This is a genomic window from Bacillus paramycoides (genome assembly GCF_038971285.1).
GTDB lineage: Bacteria > Bacillota > Bacilli > Bacillales > Bacillaceae_G > Bacillus_A.
Genome location: NZ_CP152427.1, coordinates 1,504,859 through 1,524,476, shown reverse-complemented (window position 1 = coordinate 1,524,476; position 19,618 = coordinate 1,504,859). Strand labels below are relative to the sequence as shown.

Below are 19,618 nucleotides of genomic sequence, written 5' to 3'. Positions count from 1 at the left end.
CAAGTCGTTTCCTGCCTACATCATATATTTTTGATTTGAAGTATATGGGTAACGGAACCGAGTCAGAATTTGACATGCTCCTCACCTCCTTGTTTTCATTTTATAGTTTATACTATGAGATTACTCATAGCTTTGTAACAAAAAGACCTTTACTCCGAAAAGAGTAAAGGTCATGACATACACAAATAAACGATTCCTAATACAATTAGAAATCTACGGACCTCTCCCTCGCCGAGTTTTAGCACTGTATAGCATAGGTACATTACCAGCTACGTTAAGAAAAACCTTAATTCGATCATTCCTGTTGACCCATTGGCGTCTCTCGACATTTTTGGGCAGTAGCATTTCTCTATACAGGAGCCTCACCTAACAGAGACTTATTTTTATTACATAGAAAATGTTACTCTTATTTAAAATAGATGTCAACAGTAGCCTACAATTTTTTCGAAAGGTATAACAAACTACGGTAGATAAAATAAAAAACTTTACGTTCGAACGTAAAGTTTTTAATAAGTTATACAACCAGCAATTACAATCCCAATGGAAAGAGATAAAAACATAAGAAAAAGACCGACTGCTTGATTATCTTCTTCAAGACTTTTATTTATATTAAAGCGTGGTGTAAGCCACTCAGCTAAATAAAAGACGATAATTTGAGCCAAAATTCCAACCGCTCCCCACGAAACCATATCAAGAAGTGAAATGGAATTAGCCGCTGTTGAATATAAAACAATAGCTAACCCAAGTAATCGACCTCCAAGCACATAGCTTACCGCCTTATTTCCTTGAGCCATTAACTTAAATTCTTTTACTTTCGTTGTCACTTCCATTAGGAAAAGACCAATGCATAAAAGTCCAAGTGTTACTGCTAAATATAATAAAAAATTAATCATGTACTTTCCTCCTTTTTTATACCTACTGGTAAATAGTACGATTCATTACCCGTAATTTTTTCCCCTGCACGAATACCGATACTACTCGCTTTTCCTGCAATTAAAAACGAACCAAACACATACGACAGTTTCTCCATCCCTTTCTCTGTTTCCAGGGATACGACTGGAAGTTCTGTATACTTTTGAAATATCGGCAGTGACGCTTTATACGTTTGGTGTGCATTTTGAATCATAATATTTTCGTCCTTATCACGAACGGTAATTGTATCTCCCTCTCTACCAAATGAAGGTTTTTGAACGAAAGAACCTTTTCCTAAAAATAAATCTGGTTCTAAATATGTAGGCAACATATATTCTTTAATCCACTGTCGTTCCTCATTTGTATAAAAAGCATCTTCTTCCGCTAGCCCCCAAATAAGACACTGAATTGATTTTGGCTGAAGTAAAAATGCTGACAAAGGATTTATAATAAAAAGCTTTCCAGCTTTTACAAGTTGCAACAGCTCCACACCAACCAAATCTCCAGTTTCAGGATCTTGATCCTCAATTAAATCTTCTATTGGATACGTTTGACGATACAAAACATCAATTTGCACTCCATCCCTATCCACTAAAGCATCTTTTGTAATTCTAAGTTCTGACATTGGCACTACTTTATTTTCAACATGGCATAACTGACTCAAATACATAGTCGTATTCCAATCCTCAATATGTTCATGATGTGCCGTAAAAACAACATTTGGATTATCTATTCCCTTTGTCGCTTCCATTACAGCTTTTGTAACACCAGAAGATAGCAATCGCTCTTGACCTAAGTTTGGATCATCATAACCTAGCTTTTTACAAACTTCCCCATTCATTTGAAAGCATTCCATAATAAAGGTGGGTGTATCACTATTAAACTCAAGCATTTTTATTTGGTTATCACCTGTTAACACGAAATCAAATCGTGAAATAACAGATTCAGGATATAACCCTTTCATTCTAATGAATGATAAGCTCGCAGGAGGAAAACCAAGTTTAAGAAGCTGTTCGTCACTTAAATTACGCAACAGTCTAGCAGTCTTAAAAAATATTTTCCCCATTCGTTCAGTTGCTAATTGTAATTGTTTCCTATTCTCATTTGTTATAGAGAAAACATGAAACAAACTATACTCACATTCATATAAATCCGACCAGAAATTCGGATATTTCGAATAAAACTCTTTTCGATCCCTTATGTACTGCGACATGTTTTAGCCCCCAAATCCTCCCTTTGAACCGCTTCCAATCCCACCTTTAAATTCCGCAGACGATTGATACGATTTAAACGCCGATGAATTTTTAAAAGTGGATTTATTTTGATAGTATCGCCCACCATAGAAATAATGCCCACGATAACCTGAACTACTATCATCACACTGCCATACCCCAAGCTCATCATCCCAATCCCAATCTGAACAACTCTTATCATTTGGTTTTGGGGGAAGATCTTGTGCGCAACCAAATAAGGTGCCAGTCATTAAAGACGTTACCACACCACCAACTAGCCATTTCGTTTTTGTCACCTTCGCACTCCCCTTTTTAAATTCTATTCCTATTATATAGGATGTCATGATAAAGTAGAAGAAAAAGGAAGAAGAGGGATAAAATGCGCTTAGAATATCGACTTAATGATGAAACGAAAGGGTATCCAGCTTTATGGAACTATGCAAATATTTCTAATTCTGAAATCATCGCACGCATGACTTGTGAATATTTTATAAAAGATAAAAATACATATGTTGTCACTGCAACTTCAGTAGATCCAGACGGAACAGCAGTTATATATATTCAACAAGAAACTTTCTCTAACGATCCTTCAGATCCTACTTACTTCCACATCGGTTTTGAAATTAGGGAGCTAAAAAATACGAGTTCAAACTTGATTGAAAGTAAAGATGTATGGAACTATGAAGAAATTTTACCATCTCTTCATTCAGATATCATATATATTCAGCGCGACGGCATGCATATGGAGTTTACTTTAGATTCAAGAGAAATTGATGAAGACAGAAAATGCTATATTTATTATGGGAACTTCACAGGTGAATCGAGATAAAGTGAAACTTTAATCAGTGGGGGTTTTCTTCATCCCCACTGATTATTAGCCCTCACCAATCGGACTTTAATGGATATATGTATGCAACAAAAAAACCTTACGTATAAAACGTAAGGTTTTTATTTAGCCCCACATATGCCGTTCTCTCTAGATGTCCATAAACCTGCTCTCACAGGTGGATGCTCTCACAAATGTTTGTAACTTCCTTCTTAAAAAGATGGCATGTTAGCTACATTTAAATATTGAACTTCCATATTAAACTTATTGGTTTAAGACATGCATAAGCTACGTACACCGTAGGAATTTTATATAATGTTAGTTGAAATAAGACCCCCGCACGTGCCGCTCCTCGTAAATGTCCAAAAACCCGCTACTCGCAGGTGGATGCCCTCACAGTTACCGTACATCTTCCTCCACAAGGAAGGCTTGATGATGGTCGCTAAATATTGAGCTTCCGTATAACTAACATCGGTTTTAGACATAAATAAGTTACGTACACCGCAGGATGTATTATTTACTTGTCGTTATATTATCACATTGTTTCCAATGTGTAAAATACAAAGTTTTTCGAGCAATCTCTTGCTTGTGACCTTATTTTAATACAAATTATTTTTGCATGCAAGTGATTAATCTTCTTCTTTTGCAATTTGATTTTCTGGATAAGAAATCCAATCACTCCAGCTACCTGCATACAATTTAACATTTTGGAATCCAGCTAATTTCAATGCAAGAATGTTTGGACATGCTGTAACACCAGAACCACAATATACAATTGTTTCCTTATCTTTCGAAAGATTTTGGAATCGTTCTTGTTGCTGGGCTTCATTCTTAAATTGTCCTGATTGTAAAATTCCATCCTTCCAAAAATAGTTTACTGCTGTCGGAATATGTCCTGCTTTTGGATCAACAAGTTCCTCTACACCAGCATAACGTTTTGGCTCTCTAGAATCAATTAACGTAACATCTGCACCTGTATGAATATTCTCTCTGACCGTTTCCATCGTTACAAGCATATGACCTTGTACATTTGCTTTGAATACTTTTCGTTTAACAACAGGAATTTCCTTTGTTACCGGTAGTCCATTCTCTTTCCAAGCTGGAAATCCGCCATCTAATATATATACTTTCTCATGTCCTACATAGTTTAATAACCACCAGAGACGAGAAGCATTTGCACCCGCTTCACTGTCATATGCAATTACTGTCGTATGTTCATCCATACCAGCTTGCGAAAGCTTGTCTGCAAACTCCTCAACATTTGGCAACGGATGACGGCCACCATGTTCTGTTACAGGACTTGATAAATCTAAATTCAAATCAAAATATAATGCATGAGGAATATGTTCTTCCTCATACTTTTCTCTACCCCAATTAGGATTCGCTAAATCAAAACGACAATCGATTATACGGACGTTCTCATCTTCTATATGCTCACGTAACCATTCGACTGTAACTATCATCTTTAACGACCTTCTTTCTCTTTCAAACGATTTACATACTCCATAACCATTTCTTCTGTAACATATTTACGCTGCAAGGTAACACCATTTTTTGCAAGATCATTAATTTGCTTTGTTACAACATTAATGACATCAACCGAAAATTCTTTCCCATTTGACGCAAGAGATACGGCTGCTTCAATAGCTGCTTCACGCTGCGCATCTAATTGTAAACATGCTTTTACACTTTCATTTTGTTTACGAGAATGTGCTGTAATTGCTTTATGTACTTCCATCTTCTCTTCCCCCTAAATAAGTTATACGTTCTCATTCAATTCCATTGCAAGCCGAATCATATCACGGCATACAATCCCATTTTCAATAATCTCTTCTTCATAATGCTTCGAAAAGTAATCAAAATCAATAGAAAAAATACGAAATCCACATTTTTGATATAAAGCAAGTTGTGAAACACTAGAATTGCCTGTACCAACCTCAAGTTTTGACATACCATATCCTTTAGCGGTTTCTATGGCATGACTTAATAACTTCTTTCCAATCCCTTTTCCTTGCAAATGCTCTACAACCGCAATATTCATAATTTCCATCGTCTTCGGCCTTGTTTCCAAAAGGACATATACACCGATAACTCTCCCCTCTTGCTTAGCTACATATGTTTTCCCTCTTTGTACATATGTATCAATCTGCCCTTCACTTGGATCAGCAAGCAATAATAAAGGTTTCGGTACAGCTTCTTTCAAAATAGGTTCTATTACTACATTCATAAAAAATTCCCCTTTCTCTATTGTTCTAATCCCTCCTTGTCTACCATAAGTAATAGAAAGGAGGAATTCATCATGGACAACAATGAGAAAAAATGCAACGTCATCTCTATTGATGGAAAGAAGAAGAAAAGCGACACGTATTCCTATCCAAAATTAGTAGTAGAAAACAAAACATATGAATTTTCTTCATTCGTCTTATGCGGTGAAACACCAGACGGCAGACGACTCGTTCTTACTCATATGATTTCTACCGATGAATTTGCTGGGTTTGTCAAATCTTTAGATACAGTACTGCAAAAGAAAATTGAACGAATCTTTTTCTCATAACGACTACATCACATACATTTCTTTTTCAATCTCTACTAACTGCTTTTGCAATTGTTCTTTACTTTGTTCATATAGTGATACATCAATCTTTTCAGCCAATGCAAATAATACACTTTCATAATAGTTCATCACATCTTGCTGCATCACTTTTTGGAATAAGTTCCATTTCAAATCCCATTCTTGCTTATAATGATGAACAAATAATTCTTTTTCATCAGCTACATAGTTTGATACGAATGGCTCCAATACAACTTTAGCCTCGTCTTGCATGGAGGCTTTATCATTTTTTTCAAAAAAGCTTTTTTCATTTTTGAAATGTGCCAATGCTTTTTTGAAATCTTTTATTTCAACTGAAGGGAACGGTTCTTTATGTGTAATATCTTTATATTCATATTCCACTGTTCCATTCATAGAAATTGACTCATTTTCTACTTTACAGTTCACCACAATTTCATTCTTTGCACGCTCCATCGCTTCATCTATCCATCTTTCAAGGCGTAATGATGTCGCACGCATTTCTTGTAATAAATCATGTTGAATAAATGCTACTAGTTCCATAACGCACTGTTGCAACTGCACTTTTACATTTCCATCCGTTCGAAGCGATGCTGGATTAATAAATTCAGTAAACACATCGTTATAGCGTAGGAACAGACGCTGTTGTACGTAATAAAGCAATTCTTTCACTTCATTTTGCATCGCCTGCTCTTCAGCAAGCACACTATATGATGAAATAATATGAAGTAGTTGATCACGCTCTGCTTCATATTTTTTCGTTTGCCTCTCTTTCTCTTCATTCCCCTGCTTTGCACCATTTATCATATTTAATAAAAGCTGATCTGCCCCTTGCAATGCACCATATAAAGCATGAACAGATACAAGCATTAAATCTCTCATCATAAAGGATGTAAATGATTCCTCAAACTTAGCAATCCCAGAGTTTTGTAAAATACCGTATTTCTCTTTTTCAATATTTTTTCCTTGTTTCTCCTCAAGCGCACATAAACTTGAAATTGCAAATAAACGCGGGTTTCTAATACCGTATTGCAATAGCTGGTCTGCGATATACCCTTTTACCATTTCAAGCTCTTCTTCAGACTCTGCTAAATCGGCCGCATTAATTAAGAAGAACATTTTATCAAGAGCAAAAGTATCCTTTACACGACCAAGCTGAATTAAAAATTCACGGTCAGCACGAGAGAACACATGATTATAATAAGTTACAAATAAAATAGCATCTGCGTTCTTTATATACTGGAACGCAACGTCTGTATGACGGGCGTTAATAGAATCCGCTCCAGGTGTGTCTACAAGCGCTACTCCTTGCCTTGTTAATGCACAATCATAATACAGCTCCATGTACTCAACAAAACACGATTTTTCTTCATTCGCTACATAATCAGAAAACTCTTCTAATGTAACTTGTACTTGTTCTCCTAAATGAGCAGAAACCGTATCATATCCTTTTTGTACCGCTCGTAAAAAGCTAAATGTTGTTTTTTGCTTCCCAGTTGGTGAAGGATATTTCATAACTTTTTCAATTTGTGCTAATGCTTCGTCCAACGTATTAATTTCATAATGAAACAGCTTATAAACAGCTTTCATATCTTCTAATAGAGCCTGCTTTGATTTAAATTGAACCATTACTGTTCCGTGTGGTTTTTCCTCTGTAACCGGCAAAATTTGATTAATCGTTGCCGTCGTCGGATTTGGTGATACAGGAAGTACCTTCTCACCAAGCAATGCATTGGCAAATGATGATTTCCCGGCACTAAAAGCTCCGAATAACGCTACTGTAAATTGTTTCGTTTCCACACGACGCCTTTTTTCTATTACCTCTTGCTGTACATGTTTCAGTGCTGGCAATGGCTCTAATATCGTTTCAGCTTTCTTCACTTTCTCTAATATACGCTGAATATTTAAAGCTGCTGTTCCTTTTATTTCTTCTTCATGAGCCGCTATGTTATTATTTACAACTTCCTGCTCTTGTAGTGTGAATTTCTCACTAACAATTTGTTTTTCACTTTGTAATATCTCCTCTATTTGCAATCCTTCTGGTGTAGCAACACGCTCTTGCCAAACATTTTGCAAATAACTTTCATATGTCTCCAAATTGTTACTGTATTGCAATTTCGTTTCTTTTGCCGTTTGCACCATCGTATATTTTTCAAGCTCTTCTTCCATACGAGCAACTGCTTCCTTCACTTTTTGCTTTAAAGCGACTGCACTTTTATCAAAAATTTGCTGTGCTTTTGTAAAATAACGTCTCTTTAGTTCATTCGCTACATCCGCTGTATAAAGAAGTAAGTAATCACCTGTGAAACCTGCACCTTGTTTAATGACTTCAGCCAACATTTCTGGTCCGAAAGCAATTTCTAAAGCATATATGTCTTTCCCAATTTCCTCTGTAAACAATCCTTCTTCTTTTAAGAAGGCAACAATAAATTCTTTTACATGAAAATCAAGTTGCGTTTCAACAGTCTTTTGCAAAGCAGAATAAAAAGCATCTAAGCGTCTCTGTTTTTCTTGCTCCGTCTTTCCTTTCGCAAATAGTAAACCGACCTTAAACTTTGTTAATTTCGTTTCTAAGTACGCATTTGCCAATTCTCTCATTTCAAATGGCATTAAATACGCGTTATCTAATATAGCTTGTAAGCCTTTTATAAATTCATTTCTCACATGAGACTCTTTACTAGCCTCGCGACGTTTCGTTTCCATTAGCTCTGCTTTCTTTTCAACTATCTCTGAAATAGAAAGCGGTGATGCTAACTCTTTCTCATATTTCAAAAGAGCTTTTTCATTTTCAGAAAGAATAAACGAGAAATGTTCCCCCATTAAATATTCTGTTTCTCTCTCCATTCCCTCTCTTACATACCGCTCTTTTTCTTTCATAATAGAAGTAATTAACGTTTCTAAGCTTCCAATTTCATTATGTGGATGGTTCATCATTCGTAATGACGTATAATATACTCCATCTACTTCAATATCCCAGTTAGAGAACGATTGTTTTACACTATCTTTATAATTCTCAAACAATAATTCATTTTCTTTATGTTTATCTATTTGATTGACAACGAGATAAACCGTTTTATTACGTTGTTTCAATTCTTTAACAAATTGCAAATTCACTTCCGATTGGACGTGATTATAATCCATCATATAAAAAATTACGTCTGCTAGATGCAGCGTTGATTCTGTCGCTAATTGATGGGCATCATCTGTTGAGTCAATCCCTGGTGTATCAACTAACATAACACCTTCAGGAATTGGCGCATCATTCCGATAAATATGAACACCAATTACCTCGTCACCGTCTTTACAAATTTGTTTTAATTCTTCAGCTGAATATGCACCGTCATATTCGTACTGTTCTCCAGATTTAACCGTTACAACAACACGATCCATTCCTTTTTCAATTTTGACAACGTTAGCGCTTGTCGGAATTGGACTTGTTGGTAACAACTGCGCTTTATATAGATGATTCATCATCGTTGATTTCCCTGCAGAAAAGTGACCGCAGAACGCAATCATAAGCTGCTCTTGCTTATATTTTTGAATCACCTCAAATAACTTTAAACTATTCTCTGCATCGCCGTGTTTTTGCCACTCTTCATAAAAACAAACAAGTTTTTTCATACCGTTTGTCTGTACTATGTTTGTCATCCCCTTGTTCCCCTTTATCCAAGATGTATATACTTTTCCCCGCTATTTGCGAGCTCATAATCATCGGGAGATACATCCCTCATTGATTACAGTTTCACTTTACTATCATACTAAATTTTCAGCATATTCTCATTAAAAATAAAAAATCCCTTTCATTCTTTTTACAAATGAAAGGGATTTTATGTCATATCACTCATTTTGCTGTTCCTACTCCATTTAAAACATACTTTGCAATAACTGCATATACAGCGACTGTACCTGCTACTAATGCATATACCATACTCATGCACCAACCTTTTTTGATAATGATTATCACTTCTGAATACATTTTATCATTAAAGAGAATCATTATCAACACTTTTCATAAAGAAAGCCCCTTATAAGAAGGAGCTTCACTGCCTGTTTTGAAAAAGGGTAAAACTTGTTGTGCACTCTTATTATATCTCATCTTACATAACTTAATAGTTAAAAAAAATGGAAATCCACCCTATACCCTCCATCTTACATTTTGTATAATAAAAGGGAATTACTTAACAAGGAGGAAAATAATGACACAAAATATTTCACAAGGCGAGAGGATTCACTCCATCGATATTATTAGAGGAATAGCTGTACTAGGTATTTTTCTTGTGAACTGGCCTATTATCGCTGGGATTGACTCACGTGATCTTTCAGGAGTTTATGAGGGGCTAGATAGCTATATCCGTCTATTCTACGATATGTTTATTCAAACAAAGTTTTATACGATCTTTTCGTTTTTATTTGGCCTAGGCTTTTATATTTTTATGACTCGTGCTGAAGCGAAAACAGATCGCCCAAAAACTTTATTTGTTCGTCGCTTACTTATTTTATTATTATTCGGTTTCTTACATTACGTTCTTTTATGGGACGGAGACATTTTACATAGTTATGCAATTGCTGGATTCTTCTTATTCTTATTTTATAAGAGAGAACCTCGTACCATTTTAATATGGGCAATCGTTTTATTAAGTATTTTTCAGTTTTTCATGCTACTCGGGGGTATTATGATTGCATTCGTTCCAAAGGAAGAATTAGGATTTTCCTTACCTATCATGCCACTTGAAGACTGGGTGTCACAAGTACAAAATCGTTTCCATGCATTTTATGCTGATGGAATTGGCCTAAACGCATTCATGCTCCCAGAAACAGTTGGACTATTTTTACTTGGTTTATACGCTGGCAAAAAAGACATTTTCCGCCGCACGAAAGAGTTAGATCCAAAACTAAAAAAATGGCAAATTATTATGTTCATGTTAACATTACCAATGTGGTTCTTTATGGTCCGTTATTTCTTATCAAAACCATCTTATGAACCAATTTATATGCAGGTTTTTACAATGTTTAGCGGCAAAACACTATTCATATTCTACATTTTCACGCTCATGCGTTTATTACAAACAGAAAAATGGCAAAAGATATTACGTCCGTTCCAGTACGTTGGTCGAATGGCGTTAACAAATTATATCTCGCATACAATTGTTACGTTACTTGTATTCGGACTATTGTTCAAAAATGATTATCTTGCTCCATTATGGGTAGGACCACTATTCTGCGTCGGTTTCTACACGTTACAAATCTTTATTAGCCGTTGGTGGCTTTCACGTTATCAATACGGGCCACTTGAGTACATTTGGCGTCTTGGTACGTACGGGAAAATGATGCCACTTAAAAAGAAAAGCAAGGTCTCATAATGAGACCTTGCTTTTTTACGCTTCTCTTACCGCACTTTGCATAGACACCGGCTCTTCTTTTACTTTCACTTTACGCTGCGGCACCATATTAAATACGATATTTAAAAGTACTGCTGACGCACTTCCAAGTACAATTCCGTTATCTGTTAAAATACGAATATTTTCAGGAAGTTGTGAGAATAAAGTAGGAACGACTGTAACTCCAAGTCCGATTCCGACAGAACATGCAACGATTAATAAATTTTCTTGTTTACCAAAATCAACGCTACTTAACATTTTAATACCATATGCCATTACCATACCGAACATTGCTAACATCGCACCGCCCAGTACTGATTTTGGAATGATTGTTGTAATAGCTGCGATTTTTGGAATGAACCCAAGAACGATTAACATACCACCACAAGTATAAATAATAACGCGATTTCTTACTCCAGTTAATTGAACAAGCCCTACGTTTTGAGAGTATGTTGTATATGGGAACGCGTTGAAAATACCACCTAACACCATCGCTAATCCTTCTGCTCGATAGCCTTTTGTTAATTCTTTTTCACCAATATTTTTATTGCAAATATCAGATAATGCAAAGTATACACCTGTTGCTTCTACAATCCCTACGCAAGCAACTAAAATCATCGTAATAATTGGCGTCAATTCAAATGTTGGTGTACCGAAGTAAAATGGCTGAATACCATGGAACCAATCTGCTTCTCCAACTGCTTGCAAGCTTACTTTCCCCATACATGCTGCAACGATTGTACCGAACAATAAACCTAGCAAAATAGAGATTGAACGAATAAATCCGTCGAAGAAACGATACATAATGATGATAAATAGTAACACACCAAATGCTAATGCTAAATTTTCAAGACTACCGAAATCTTTACTTCCTACTCCTCCAGCCATATCATTAATTGCCGCTGGAACAAGTGTAACTCCAATTACAGTAACGACAGATCCTGTTACAACAGGGGGAAACAGTTTTACAAGCTTTCCAAATAATTTCGCAAAAATAACAACGAATAACCCGGCAGCAATAATTGCTCCATAAATAGAAGACACGCCGTATTGTTTTCCGATTGCAATCATCGGCCCAACCGCTGTAAATGTACAACCAAGCACAACTGGAAGCCCAATACCGAAAAAGCGATTTGATAATGCTTGTAAAATTGTCGCAACACCGCACATTAATAGATCAATTGAGACTAAGTATGTTAACTCTTTTTGATTTAAACCAAGTCCACCGCCCACAATAAGTGGAACGATAATTGCACCAGCATACATAGCAAGCATATGCTGCATACCGAGCGATGCGATTTTAAATGGATGTTGCTTCATCGTTTATTTCACCTCCGCAGTTTCTTGCTGTACAAATGTAACTATGCCGTTATCAAGTGATGCAATTTCTGCTAGTGATTCAACACGAACGCCTTGTTCACGAAGCTTCTTTCCTCCATCTTGAAATGCTTTTTCAATAACAATACCAATTCCTGCAATACTTGCTCCTGCTTGCTCCACTAAACTCATTAAACCTAAAGCAGCCTGACCGTTTGCTAAGAAGTCATCGATGATTAAAACGCGATCACTTTCATCGATATGATTTCGAGATAATGAAATTTCATTCGTTTCTTGTTTCGTAAATGAATATACGTTTGCAACGTACATATTATCTTGTAACGTTAACGATTTACGTTTTCTTGCAAAGATCACTTTTACACCAAGCTCTAATGCAGCCATAACTGCCGGTGCAATGCCTGAAGATTCAATCGTCACGATTTTTGTAATGTTCTCTTCTTTAAAACGTTTAGCAAATTCTTTTCCGATTTCTTGCATAAGTACTGGATCAATTTGATGATTTAAAAAAGCATCTACCTTTAATACGTCACCAGATAAAACCTTTCCTTCGTTCAAAATCTTTTCTTGTAATACTTTCATGTTTGTTCCCCCTCTTATGCAATAAAAAAACTCCAAAAACCGCCACCACTCGTTACAAGTGAGAGACGCGCTTTTGGAGTTTCGCAAAAAAGAATGCTAAACAAGCAAATATATTCGTCCTCACTCATAGTCAAAGTATTTACGGTACTTCGGTAGAAACTTGCAGGCCATATCCCCGCGATTATATGAGTGTAGCTAACTATTTATTTTATAGATGGATTATAACGCAATTTTTATAGTTTGAAAAGCATTTATTATTAAAACACGTACAAATTTTATAAAAACATCGTTTTCGTTCGAGTTTTGTAAACTCTTACATTCCCAATTATAACTGCGTTAAAATAATTGGTCCATCTTTTGTAATCGCAATTGTATGCTCATATTGCGCTGATAATTTCCCATCCATCGTTCTTGCAGCCCATCCATTTAAATCTACTTTCGAATATCGCATACCTGCATTGACAATGGGCTCAATTGTAATTACCATTCCTTCTTGCAACTCAGGCCCTTGTCCTCGTTTCCCAAAATGAAAAATTGCTGGTTCTTCATGAATCTCTTTACCAATTCCATGTCCTGTAAAGTCTCTTGCGACAGAAAAACCTTCATTTGCTACATAACTTTCAATTGCATAGCCAATGTCTCCTACATGATTACCGATTACCGCCTGATCAATCCCTTTATACAATGCATTCTCAGCTACTACCATTAACCTTTCTGCTTCTTCAGAAACATTTCCAACTCTATACGTCCAAGCTGAATCTGAAAGACCCCCATTTAAGTTTACTACCATGTCAATTGTTACTATATCGCCCTCAGTTAAAGGTACATCTGCCGGAAACCCATGACACATTTCATCGTTTACAGATGCACATATCCCATATGGATACCCGTTGTAACCTTTCTGCTGAGATATTGCACCATGCTTTTCTAAATATGCTTCAACAAACGTATCAATTTCTTTTGTTGTCACACCTGGTTTCATCATTTTTGCAATTTCTCTATGACATGAAGCAAGTAACTTTCCAGATTCGTGCATCAAATCTATTTCATTTTTTGTTTTAATTGTAATCATACTTACCTGTACCTTCCTTGCTAAACTTACTATTTGCTACTAATACAAATCTTCTAATTATAAAAGCAGACATCCTTTTTTCTGTTTTTCGAATGTAAATTTGTATTTCATTCGTTTTTACATATTACATCTAGTATTTTTTGTTGATGTTTATTTATAAACAAAGTATAGTAACACTATACTATTAAAAGGAGGATTGTTAAAGATGATGCATGCAGGAAGACTACGTCAGCAAACTTTGAACAATAAGTAACTTAATATGTTCAAAGGCTCTGTTTTCATAAAGCAGAGTAAACGGGATTTGTCTGCACATTTTTAATAATCTTCAACGGAAGAATACACTTTCCACATGAAGAAAGGCAGATATACATCTGTCTTTTTTTTCGTATATTTTTTCATACAAAGAGAGACGTTTATTCATTATATCCTCGTTTACTCTTAACCACAGACAGAAGCCAGTCTGTGGTTTTTTATGATTACATTTTCTTACATCGCGCTACTTTAATCATATTGATGTAGTTAGAGACAAAAAGTAACAGAGAACGTATGAAAAGATTAAAATCAGAATAAACATTTGGAGGAAATAAAAATGAATACACTTAAAATTAAACAATTAGCAAATAAGGAAGGCCTAAATATATTAGAAGACTCAATAAAAATTAATGAATCTGGCGTTGACTTTCAAGTGGCACACGTTAAAGAGCAAGACGGTGATAAATGGATATTAAGAATTCCTCGTAGACCAGAATCTATGAGAAATGCCCAACGAGAAAAAAAAGCATTAGAAATCATAAAAAATCATGCAGAATTCCAAGTTCCTGATTGGTCTATATTTTCTGAGGAACTAATTGCCTATAAACAACTAAGTGGCACTCCTGCCGCTACGATTGATATAGAACAACAACGTTATGTATGGACCTTTAACGAAAAGAATGTACCAACTGAATACTATATTTCATTAGGAAATGTTTTAGCCAATTTACACTCATTACCTGAGCAAAAATTTAATAATATAGGTGTTGAAATTCTTACTGCCAATGAATTAAGAACTTCTATGAAACAAAGGATGAATCGAGTGAAGGAACAATACCACATCAATCAAAACTTATGGGATCGTTGGCAAGCATGGCTAGCTGAAGACTCTTTTTGGCCATCTCACGTAGGAGTAAAGCACGGGGATATCCATCCAGGTCATATCCTGATTAATAATAAAAATGAGGTAACTGGCTTAATCGATTGGACAGAAGTAGGTATAGGTGATATATCTATAGATTTCACATCGCATTATCTACTCTTTGGGAAGGATGGACTAACAAAGTTAATTCACTCTTATGACAACGCTGGCGGTAAAACTTGGTCAAGAATGGATGAACATATTATCGAACTTCTAACAACGAGTAGTATCACTGTTGCTGAATACGCTCAAGTGTCAGGTTTGAAAGACATGCATGAAATAGCTGTACACATGCTAGCAACTGAAAGTTAATAAAGTTGCAAAAAAAACAGAAGAACTCTCTTCTGTTTTTTTTATTTTTTACATATATAATTCATTCTCAAAAACTCAAAACAACTACCATTTGTCTTCTGTATAAACGTTCCAACCGCTTCAAATCCGGCTCTTTTATATACTTTAATCGCTCTCTCATTAAATTTCGCTACTGATAACGTTATATAATTACATCCGTATCTTTCTTTACTAAAAGCTAGTCCAGCGTTTACGAACTGTAATCCAAATCCATTTCCAGTTCTATTAGGTTTCATTCCAAGACCTATATCAACCGTTCCATCATTTATTTTACAAACAGTAAAAAAACCAATGAGAGTGCCATTTTCCTTCACAGAAAATGTATGATTTCCTCTACTCTCTCCCTCTAAAAACTCAGCTAAATCTTCTTCATCTGCCCTTATATCGTAAAAGGAATACTTCCCTTCATAATGCCAGTTATACGCAATTTCTTCTGCTTCTTCTTGCGTCATTACTGTATATGTATAAGCCATTCTTCTATCCCCCTTTAAAAAAAGAGCTGCAAGTAAGCAGCTCTTTTTTATAACTCATAAATTTCTTTATACTTCGCTTCTAAATAATCTGCTAAGTAATTTGCATTTAACCCTTCGCCTGTTACATCTTCTAAAATTTCAAGTGGCTTTTTCGTTTTACCATATTGGTGAATATGTTCGGTTAACCATTCACGAATTGGTGTTACGTTCCCTTCTTCTAACAATGCATCAAAGTTCGGAATGTCTTTTAACATTCTTTGCTTAAATTGCGCTGCGTACATATAACCAAGCGCATAAGATGGGAAGTATCCAAATGAACCACCAGCCCAGTGAACATCTTGCAATACACCTTGTGCATTGTTTTCCGGACGAATTCCTAAATATGCTTCCATCTTATCATTCCAAGCCGCTGGCAAATCTTTCACTTGTAATGTACCATCAAATAATTCTTTCTCAAGCTCATAACGAACCATAACATGAAGCGGATATGTAAGCTCATCTGCTTCTATACGAATGAACGATGGCTTCGATTCGTTAATCGCATCATAAAACTCATCTACTGATATATCATTGAATTGGCCATCACTATACTCTTTTAATAAATCATAATTTTTCTTCCAGAATGATTTATTACGACCGATAAAGTTCTCAAAGAATAATGATTGTGACTCATGGATACCCATAGATGTTCCACTACATAGCGGTGTACCTTCAAATTTCTCAGCAATATTTTGTTCATATACAGCATGACCACATTCATGAATTGTTCCAAACACAGCCATACGGAAGTCTTTTTCATCATAGCGGGTCGTAATACGAACATCCCCTCTATTTAAAGTAATCTCAAATGGATGTACCGTTTCATCAAGACGACCTGCTTCAAAATCATAATTCAACTGCTTTAATAGCTCTAACGTAAAGTTCTTTTGTTTTTCTTTTGAAAAATGTTCTGATAAAGCACTTGTCTTTAATCTCTTTTGTGACTCAGATATTTCTTTTACGAGCGGAACGATGCGCTCACGAAGTTGACCAAATACGTGATCTAACACTTCTACTGTAATACCCGGCTCATACATATCTAATAACGTATTATATTTATATGTTTCGTAACCCCAATATGTAATAAATTTCTTTTTAAATTCAACTATTTGTTCTAAATACGGACGGAACATTTCGAAATCAGATTTCTCGCGAGCTTCTTCCCACACACTTTCCGCTTTTGCTTCTAATTTCACATATGCTTCATATTCCGCTTGTGGAATTTTTTTATTTCTATCATATTCTTTACGGCACTCTTCCACCATTTTCTTCGTCGTATCAGAAAGTTTGTCTTCACTTATTAAAGCTTCAAGCTCTGTTAAATAATTTCCCATCTCATCTGAAGTGGACATAGCAAACACTTCGGATGAAAGCATACCAATTACTTCTGAACGTTGATCAACACCTTTTTTAGGCGCACCTGTTCTTAAGTCCCAAAACATTAAACTTAATGCTTCTCCGTAATTTTGTATCTTCTTCACATATGTTAAAAATTGTTTTTCTACTTCATATGTAGCTACTGTCATCGTATAAAAACCTCCCTTTTCTACCTCAAACTTAATTCGACACGGAAATCTAAATTCCTTTTATAATAGAAAAAAAGCTTGGCAAGCGCCAAGCTTTCTCCTTATAATTCTTTACCTTCTACCGGTAGTACGTTTTTCACCGCTTCTACCACTTTCTCATCTTCTGTATCAGATAAGAAGATTGATATAGCACCTTTATCGTCGCTCGTACGAATTAAACGACCAATTCCTTGACGAAGACGTAAAATCATATATGGTACATCTACATCCCAGAACGGATCATTCACATGTTTACGCTTCGCTTCAAACACAGGATCGTTTGGAGGGAATGGTAATGACCAAATGATAACATGTGATAATGATGAACCAGGAATGTCTAAACCTTCCCATAAATGAACGGCACAAAGTACAGTCTCTTCTTCATTTTGGAAGCGAGAAACGAGCTGACTAATTTCTTGATCTCCTTCATATAAGAACGGAACTGACATTTGCTCTTTACTTACATATTCCTTAAACGCTGCAAGCTCTTGCGTTGTACGGAATAATACAAGTGTACGTCCATTTGTTTTTTGTATATTTTCAAGTGTATATTGACACTTTCTTTCCCATTCATTTTCTTTCGTATGCGATAGTAAGTTTACTGCCATTTGCTCTTCATAATCAAACGGTGAGGCAACTGAGAATGATAAGTAATCTTTTACCCCTAAGCTATTCGCTGTAAACGCGAATGAATCGTTATTAGATAATGTAGCAGACGAGAAGATATACGGGATTTTCTTCGAGAATACTTTCTCTTGTAACACTTCTTCAACTGCACGTGGCATAATTACTAACGTGAAGGCTCCATCACCTTCTTCACCCCATGTAATTACATTTTTCTCATGCATGAACAGACGAAGTGAATGTTCTAACACATCTAAATGTTCATCAACGATATTTAAATCATACGTGTTTACTGTATGCATTTCACTTTCAAATACTAACGCATCACCGACTTCACCAATTTTCGCATAAAGTCGTTTTGCTTCTGCTGTTACTTTTTCTGTCACAGTAATTTCTAAACGATCAGAACCGGCAATTTCCTTTTTATTTTCTTGTAACACATCAAAGAATCGCTCTGTTTGCCAAATTGTTTCTTCTACTAAATGTGCAAACTCTTCACGAATATCGTTTTGTAATAATCTCGTTAAAAGTTGCTCCATCATCGTTTGCTTTAAACGATATGTTAAAGCTTTTTGAGCTGCATATTCTACAAGATGTCCTTCATCGAATACAACGCAACTACTTTCTGGTAATAATGGAATTTGTCCTTCACGCTTTCGAGCATCGTACGTCCAAATATGATCCATATAGAAATCTTGAGAACAAATAATTAAATCTGCTGCTTTACGATAATGTTCACGTGAAAGAGTTTGACCACAACGATGACGAGAATCACAAGTGAAGCAATCTTGGAAGTAATCCCAATTTACTTTTGACCATTCTTCGTCATTTAATAGTGGAAATTCTTTTCGGTCACCGTAGTGAGTAAAGTTTTGCATCGTACCATGATCAAATACGAATTGTGGTAATTCATAATATACGTCTTCAATTACTTCTGGAGCTCGTCCACTCATAACATCTTCAAGCTTACGCAAACATAAATAATTATCCATTGATTTCGCAAGTCTTACATCTACAGATAAGCCTAATGCTTCAGATAATTTCGCAATGTCTCCTTCTTCTTTCACAAGTTGCTCAATTAACGTTTCATCTGCACAAGCAATTATAGCTGGTTTCCCAGTATAACGCGCATAGCAAATTGCATATAGAAGATATACAATAGTTTTCCCTGTTCCTACACCCGCTTCTGCGAACATAACTTTCTTTTCTTGGAAAGCACGCTCTAATTGAAACGCCATAAAAATTTGTTCATCACGCTCTTCAAAGCCTTTTTCCGGAAGGATGTCGTAAAACACATCTCCAATCCACTCATTCAACTTATCGTAAAAATTGTCTTGTTTTCCTACTTCAAATGGTAATCTCTTCTCAGTAAACATCCTTAGCCTCCAACCAAAAAGTTTTTCTATAAAAAGATATAGTAACCGCTACTCATATGTGTGCAGCTACTTTCCCCTGTTGCCATACATATAAATACACGAAAAAAAAT

At 35.6% G+C, this 19,618-nt stretch carries 17 protein-coding genes, 2 other RNA genes and 2 riboswitches; of the genes, 4 read left to right on the top strand and 15 right to left on the bottom strand.

What is annotated here, in order from left to right; all coding sequences use genetic code 11:
• Positions 1 to 215 precede the first annotated feature (215 nt).
• Positions 216 to 381, bottom strand: a riboswitch (M-box (ykoK) riboswitch).
• A gap of 125 nt (positions 382 to 506) precedes the next feature.
• From AAG068_RS07965 to AAG068_RS07955, 3 genes are read right to left on the bottom strand one after another with little or no spacing between them, the layout of a single operon-like run.
• Complete coding sequence (locus AAG068_RS07965; RefSeq protein WP_000606860.1) at positions 507 to 893, bottom strand: DUF350 domain-containing protein; 387 nt, start codon at positions 891 to 893, stop codon at positions 507 to 509.
• Positions 890 to 2,125: a glutathionylspermidine synthase family protein gene (locus tag AAG068_RS07960; RefSeq protein ID WP_342718825.1), complete on the bottom strand. Its 1,236-nt coding sequence runs from the start codon at positions 2,123 to 2,125 to the stop codon at positions 890 to 892. The genes AAG068_RS07965 and AAG068_RS07960 overlap by 4 nt, the downstream gene beginning before the upstream one ends.
• A 3-nt stretch (positions 2,126 to 2,128) precedes the next feature.
• On the bottom strand, positions 2,129 to 2,440 hold the full coding sequence (locus tag AAG068_RS07955; RefSeq protein ID WP_000169021.1) for a hypothetical protein: 312 nt from the start codon (positions 2,438 to 2,440) through the stop codon (positions 2,129 to 2,131).
• Between the two features lie 83 nt (positions 2,441 to 2,523).
• Here AAG068_RS07955 and AAG068_RS07950 point away from each other — a divergent pair, with 83 nt between their 5' ends.
• Complete coding sequence (locus AAG068_RS07950) at positions 2,524 to 2,973, top strand: hypothetical protein (protein WP_342718824.1); 450 nt, start codon at positions 2,524 to 2,526, stop codon at positions 2,971 to 2,973.
• 122 nt (positions 2,974 to 3,095) lie between these two features.
• On the opposite strand, the gene ssrS (AAG068_RS07945) is transcribed toward AAG068_RS07950, so the two are convergent.
• The 5 genes from ssrS (AAG068_RS07945) to AAG068_RS07925 all read right to left on the bottom strand — a co-directional run bounded on the left by ssrS (AAG068_RS07945) (position 3,096) and on the right by AAG068_RS07925 (position 5,197).
• Positions 3,096 to 3,279, bottom strand: a non-coding RNA gene (gene ssrS, locus AAG068_RS07945) — 6S RNA.
• A 21-nt stretch (positions 3,280 to 3,300) separates the two neighbouring features.
• A non-coding RNA gene (gene ssrS / locus AAG068_RS07940) (6S RNA) lies at positions 3,301 to 3,483 on the bottom strand.
• Between the two features lie 116 nt (positions 3,484 to 3,599).
• Positions 3,600 to 4,433, bottom strand: a complete 834-nt coding sequence (locus AAG068_RS07935) for a sulfurtransferase (RefSeq protein ID WP_342718823.1) — start codon at positions 4,431 to 4,433, stop codon at positions 3,600 to 3,602.
• Positions 4,434 to 4,435: 2 nt separating this feature from the next.
• Positions 4,436 to 4,708 (bottom strand): YpbS family protein, encoded by a 273-nt coding sequence (locus AAG068_RS07930; protein WP_221839558.1) that lies wholly within the window; start codon positions 4,706 to 4,708, stop codon positions 4,436 to 4,438.
• 21 nt (positions 4,709 to 4,729) lie between these two features.
• Positions 4,730 to 5,197, bottom strand: coding sequence for a GNAT family N-acetyltransferase (locus tag AAG068_RS07925; RefSeq protein ID WP_342718822.1), 468 nt, complete (start codon positions 5,195 to 5,197; stop codon positions 4,730 to 4,732).
• Between the two features lie 72 nt (positions 5,198 to 5,269).
• On the opposite strand from AAG068_RS07925, the gene AAG068_RS07920 reads away from it, so the two are divergent.
• The gene (locus AAG068_RS07920; protein WP_000369740.1) at positions 5,270 to 5,524 is read left to right on the top strand and encodes a DUF3931 domain-containing protein; all 255 of its coding nucleotides are present in this window, start codon (positions 5,270 to 5,272) and stop codon (positions 5,522 to 5,524) included.
• Between the two features lie 3 nt (positions 5,525 to 5,527).
• Here the strand turns inward: AAG068_RS07920 and AAG068_RS07915 are convergent, their stop codons facing one another.
• Positions 5,528 to 9,187, bottom strand: a complete 3,660-nt coding sequence (locus AAG068_RS07915) for a dynamin family protein (RefSeq protein WP_342718819.1) — start codon at positions 9,185 to 9,187, stop codon at positions 5,528 to 5,530.
• Between the two features lie 548 nt (positions 9,188 to 9,735).
• Between AAG068_RS07915 and AAG068_RS07910 the strand changes: the two genes are divergently transcribed.
• The gene (locus AAG068_RS07910) at positions 9,736 to 10,899 is read left to right on the top strand and encodes a DUF418 domain-containing protein (RefSeq protein ID WP_342718818.1); all 1,164 of its coding nucleotides are present in this window, start codon (positions 9,736 to 9,738) and stop codon (positions 10,897 to 10,899) included.
• A 15-nt stretch (positions 10,900 to 10,914) separates the two neighbouring features.
• Here AAG068_RS07910 and pbuX read toward each other — a convergent pair whose 3' ends face one another.
• From pbuX to AAG068_RS07895, 3 genes are all read right to left on the bottom strand, one after another.
• Positions 10,915 to 12,237 carry a xanthine permease PbuX gene (gene pbuX, locus AAG068_RS07905; RefSeq protein ID WP_342718817.1) on the bottom strand — a complete coding sequence of 441 codons (1,323 nt, stop codon included), beginning with the start codon at positions 12,235 to 12,237 and terminating at the stop codon, positions 10,915 to 10,917.
• A 3-nt stretch (positions 12,238 to 12,240) separates the two neighbouring features.
• Positions 12,241 to 12,834, bottom strand: a complete 594-nt coding sequence (locus AAG068_RS07900; RefSeq protein ID WP_342718816.1) for a xanthine phosphoribosyltransferase — start codon at positions 12,832 to 12,834, stop codon at positions 12,241 to 12,243.
• A gap of 107 nt (positions 12,835 to 12,941) precedes the next feature.
• Positions 12,942 to 13,043, bottom strand: a riboswitch (purine riboswitch).
• Between the two features lie 116 nt (positions 13,044 to 13,159).
• Entirely contained in the window at positions 13,160 to 13,906 is a 747-nt protein-coding gene (locus AAG068_RS07895; RefSeq protein WP_342718815.1) for a type I methionyl aminopeptidase, read from the bottom strand.
• 589 nt (positions 13,907 to 14,495) lie between these two features.
• Between AAG068_RS07895 and mphL the strand changes: the two genes are divergently transcribed.
• Positions 14,496 to 15,392 (top strand): macrolide 2'-phosphotransferase MphL, encoded by an 897-nt coding sequence (mphL, locus tag AAG068_RS07890; protein ID WP_342718814.1) that lies wholly within the window; start codon positions 14,496 to 14,498, stop codon positions 15,390 to 15,392.
• Positions 15,393 to 15,433: 41 nt separating this feature from the next.
• Here the strand turns inward: mphL and AAG068_RS07885 are convergent, their stop codons facing one another.
• The 3 genes from AAG068_RS07885 to AAG068_RS07875 all read right to left on the bottom strand — a co-directional run bounded on the left by AAG068_RS07885 (position 15,434) and on the right by AAG068_RS07875 (position 19,508).
• Complete coding sequence (locus AAG068_RS07885) at positions 15,434 to 15,904, bottom strand: GNAT family N-acetyltransferase (RefSeq protein WP_342718813.1); 471 nt, start codon at positions 15,902 to 15,904, stop codon at positions 15,434 to 15,436.
• A 47-nt stretch (positions 15,905 to 15,951) separates the two neighbouring features.
• Positions 15,952 to 17,469 carry a carboxypeptidase gene (ypwA, locus tag AAG068_RS07880; protein WP_342718812.1) on the bottom strand — a complete coding sequence of 506 codons (1,518 nt, stop codon included), beginning with the start codon at positions 17,467 to 17,469 and terminating at the stop codon, positions 15,952 to 15,954.
• Between the two features lie 101 nt (positions 17,470 to 17,570).
• Complete coding sequence (locus AAG068_RS07875) at positions 17,571 to 19,508, bottom strand: ATP-dependent DNA helicase (protein WP_000493699.1); 1,938 nt, start codon at positions 19,506 to 19,508, stop codon at positions 17,571 to 17,573.
• Positions 19,509 to 19,618: the final 110 nt, after the last annotated feature.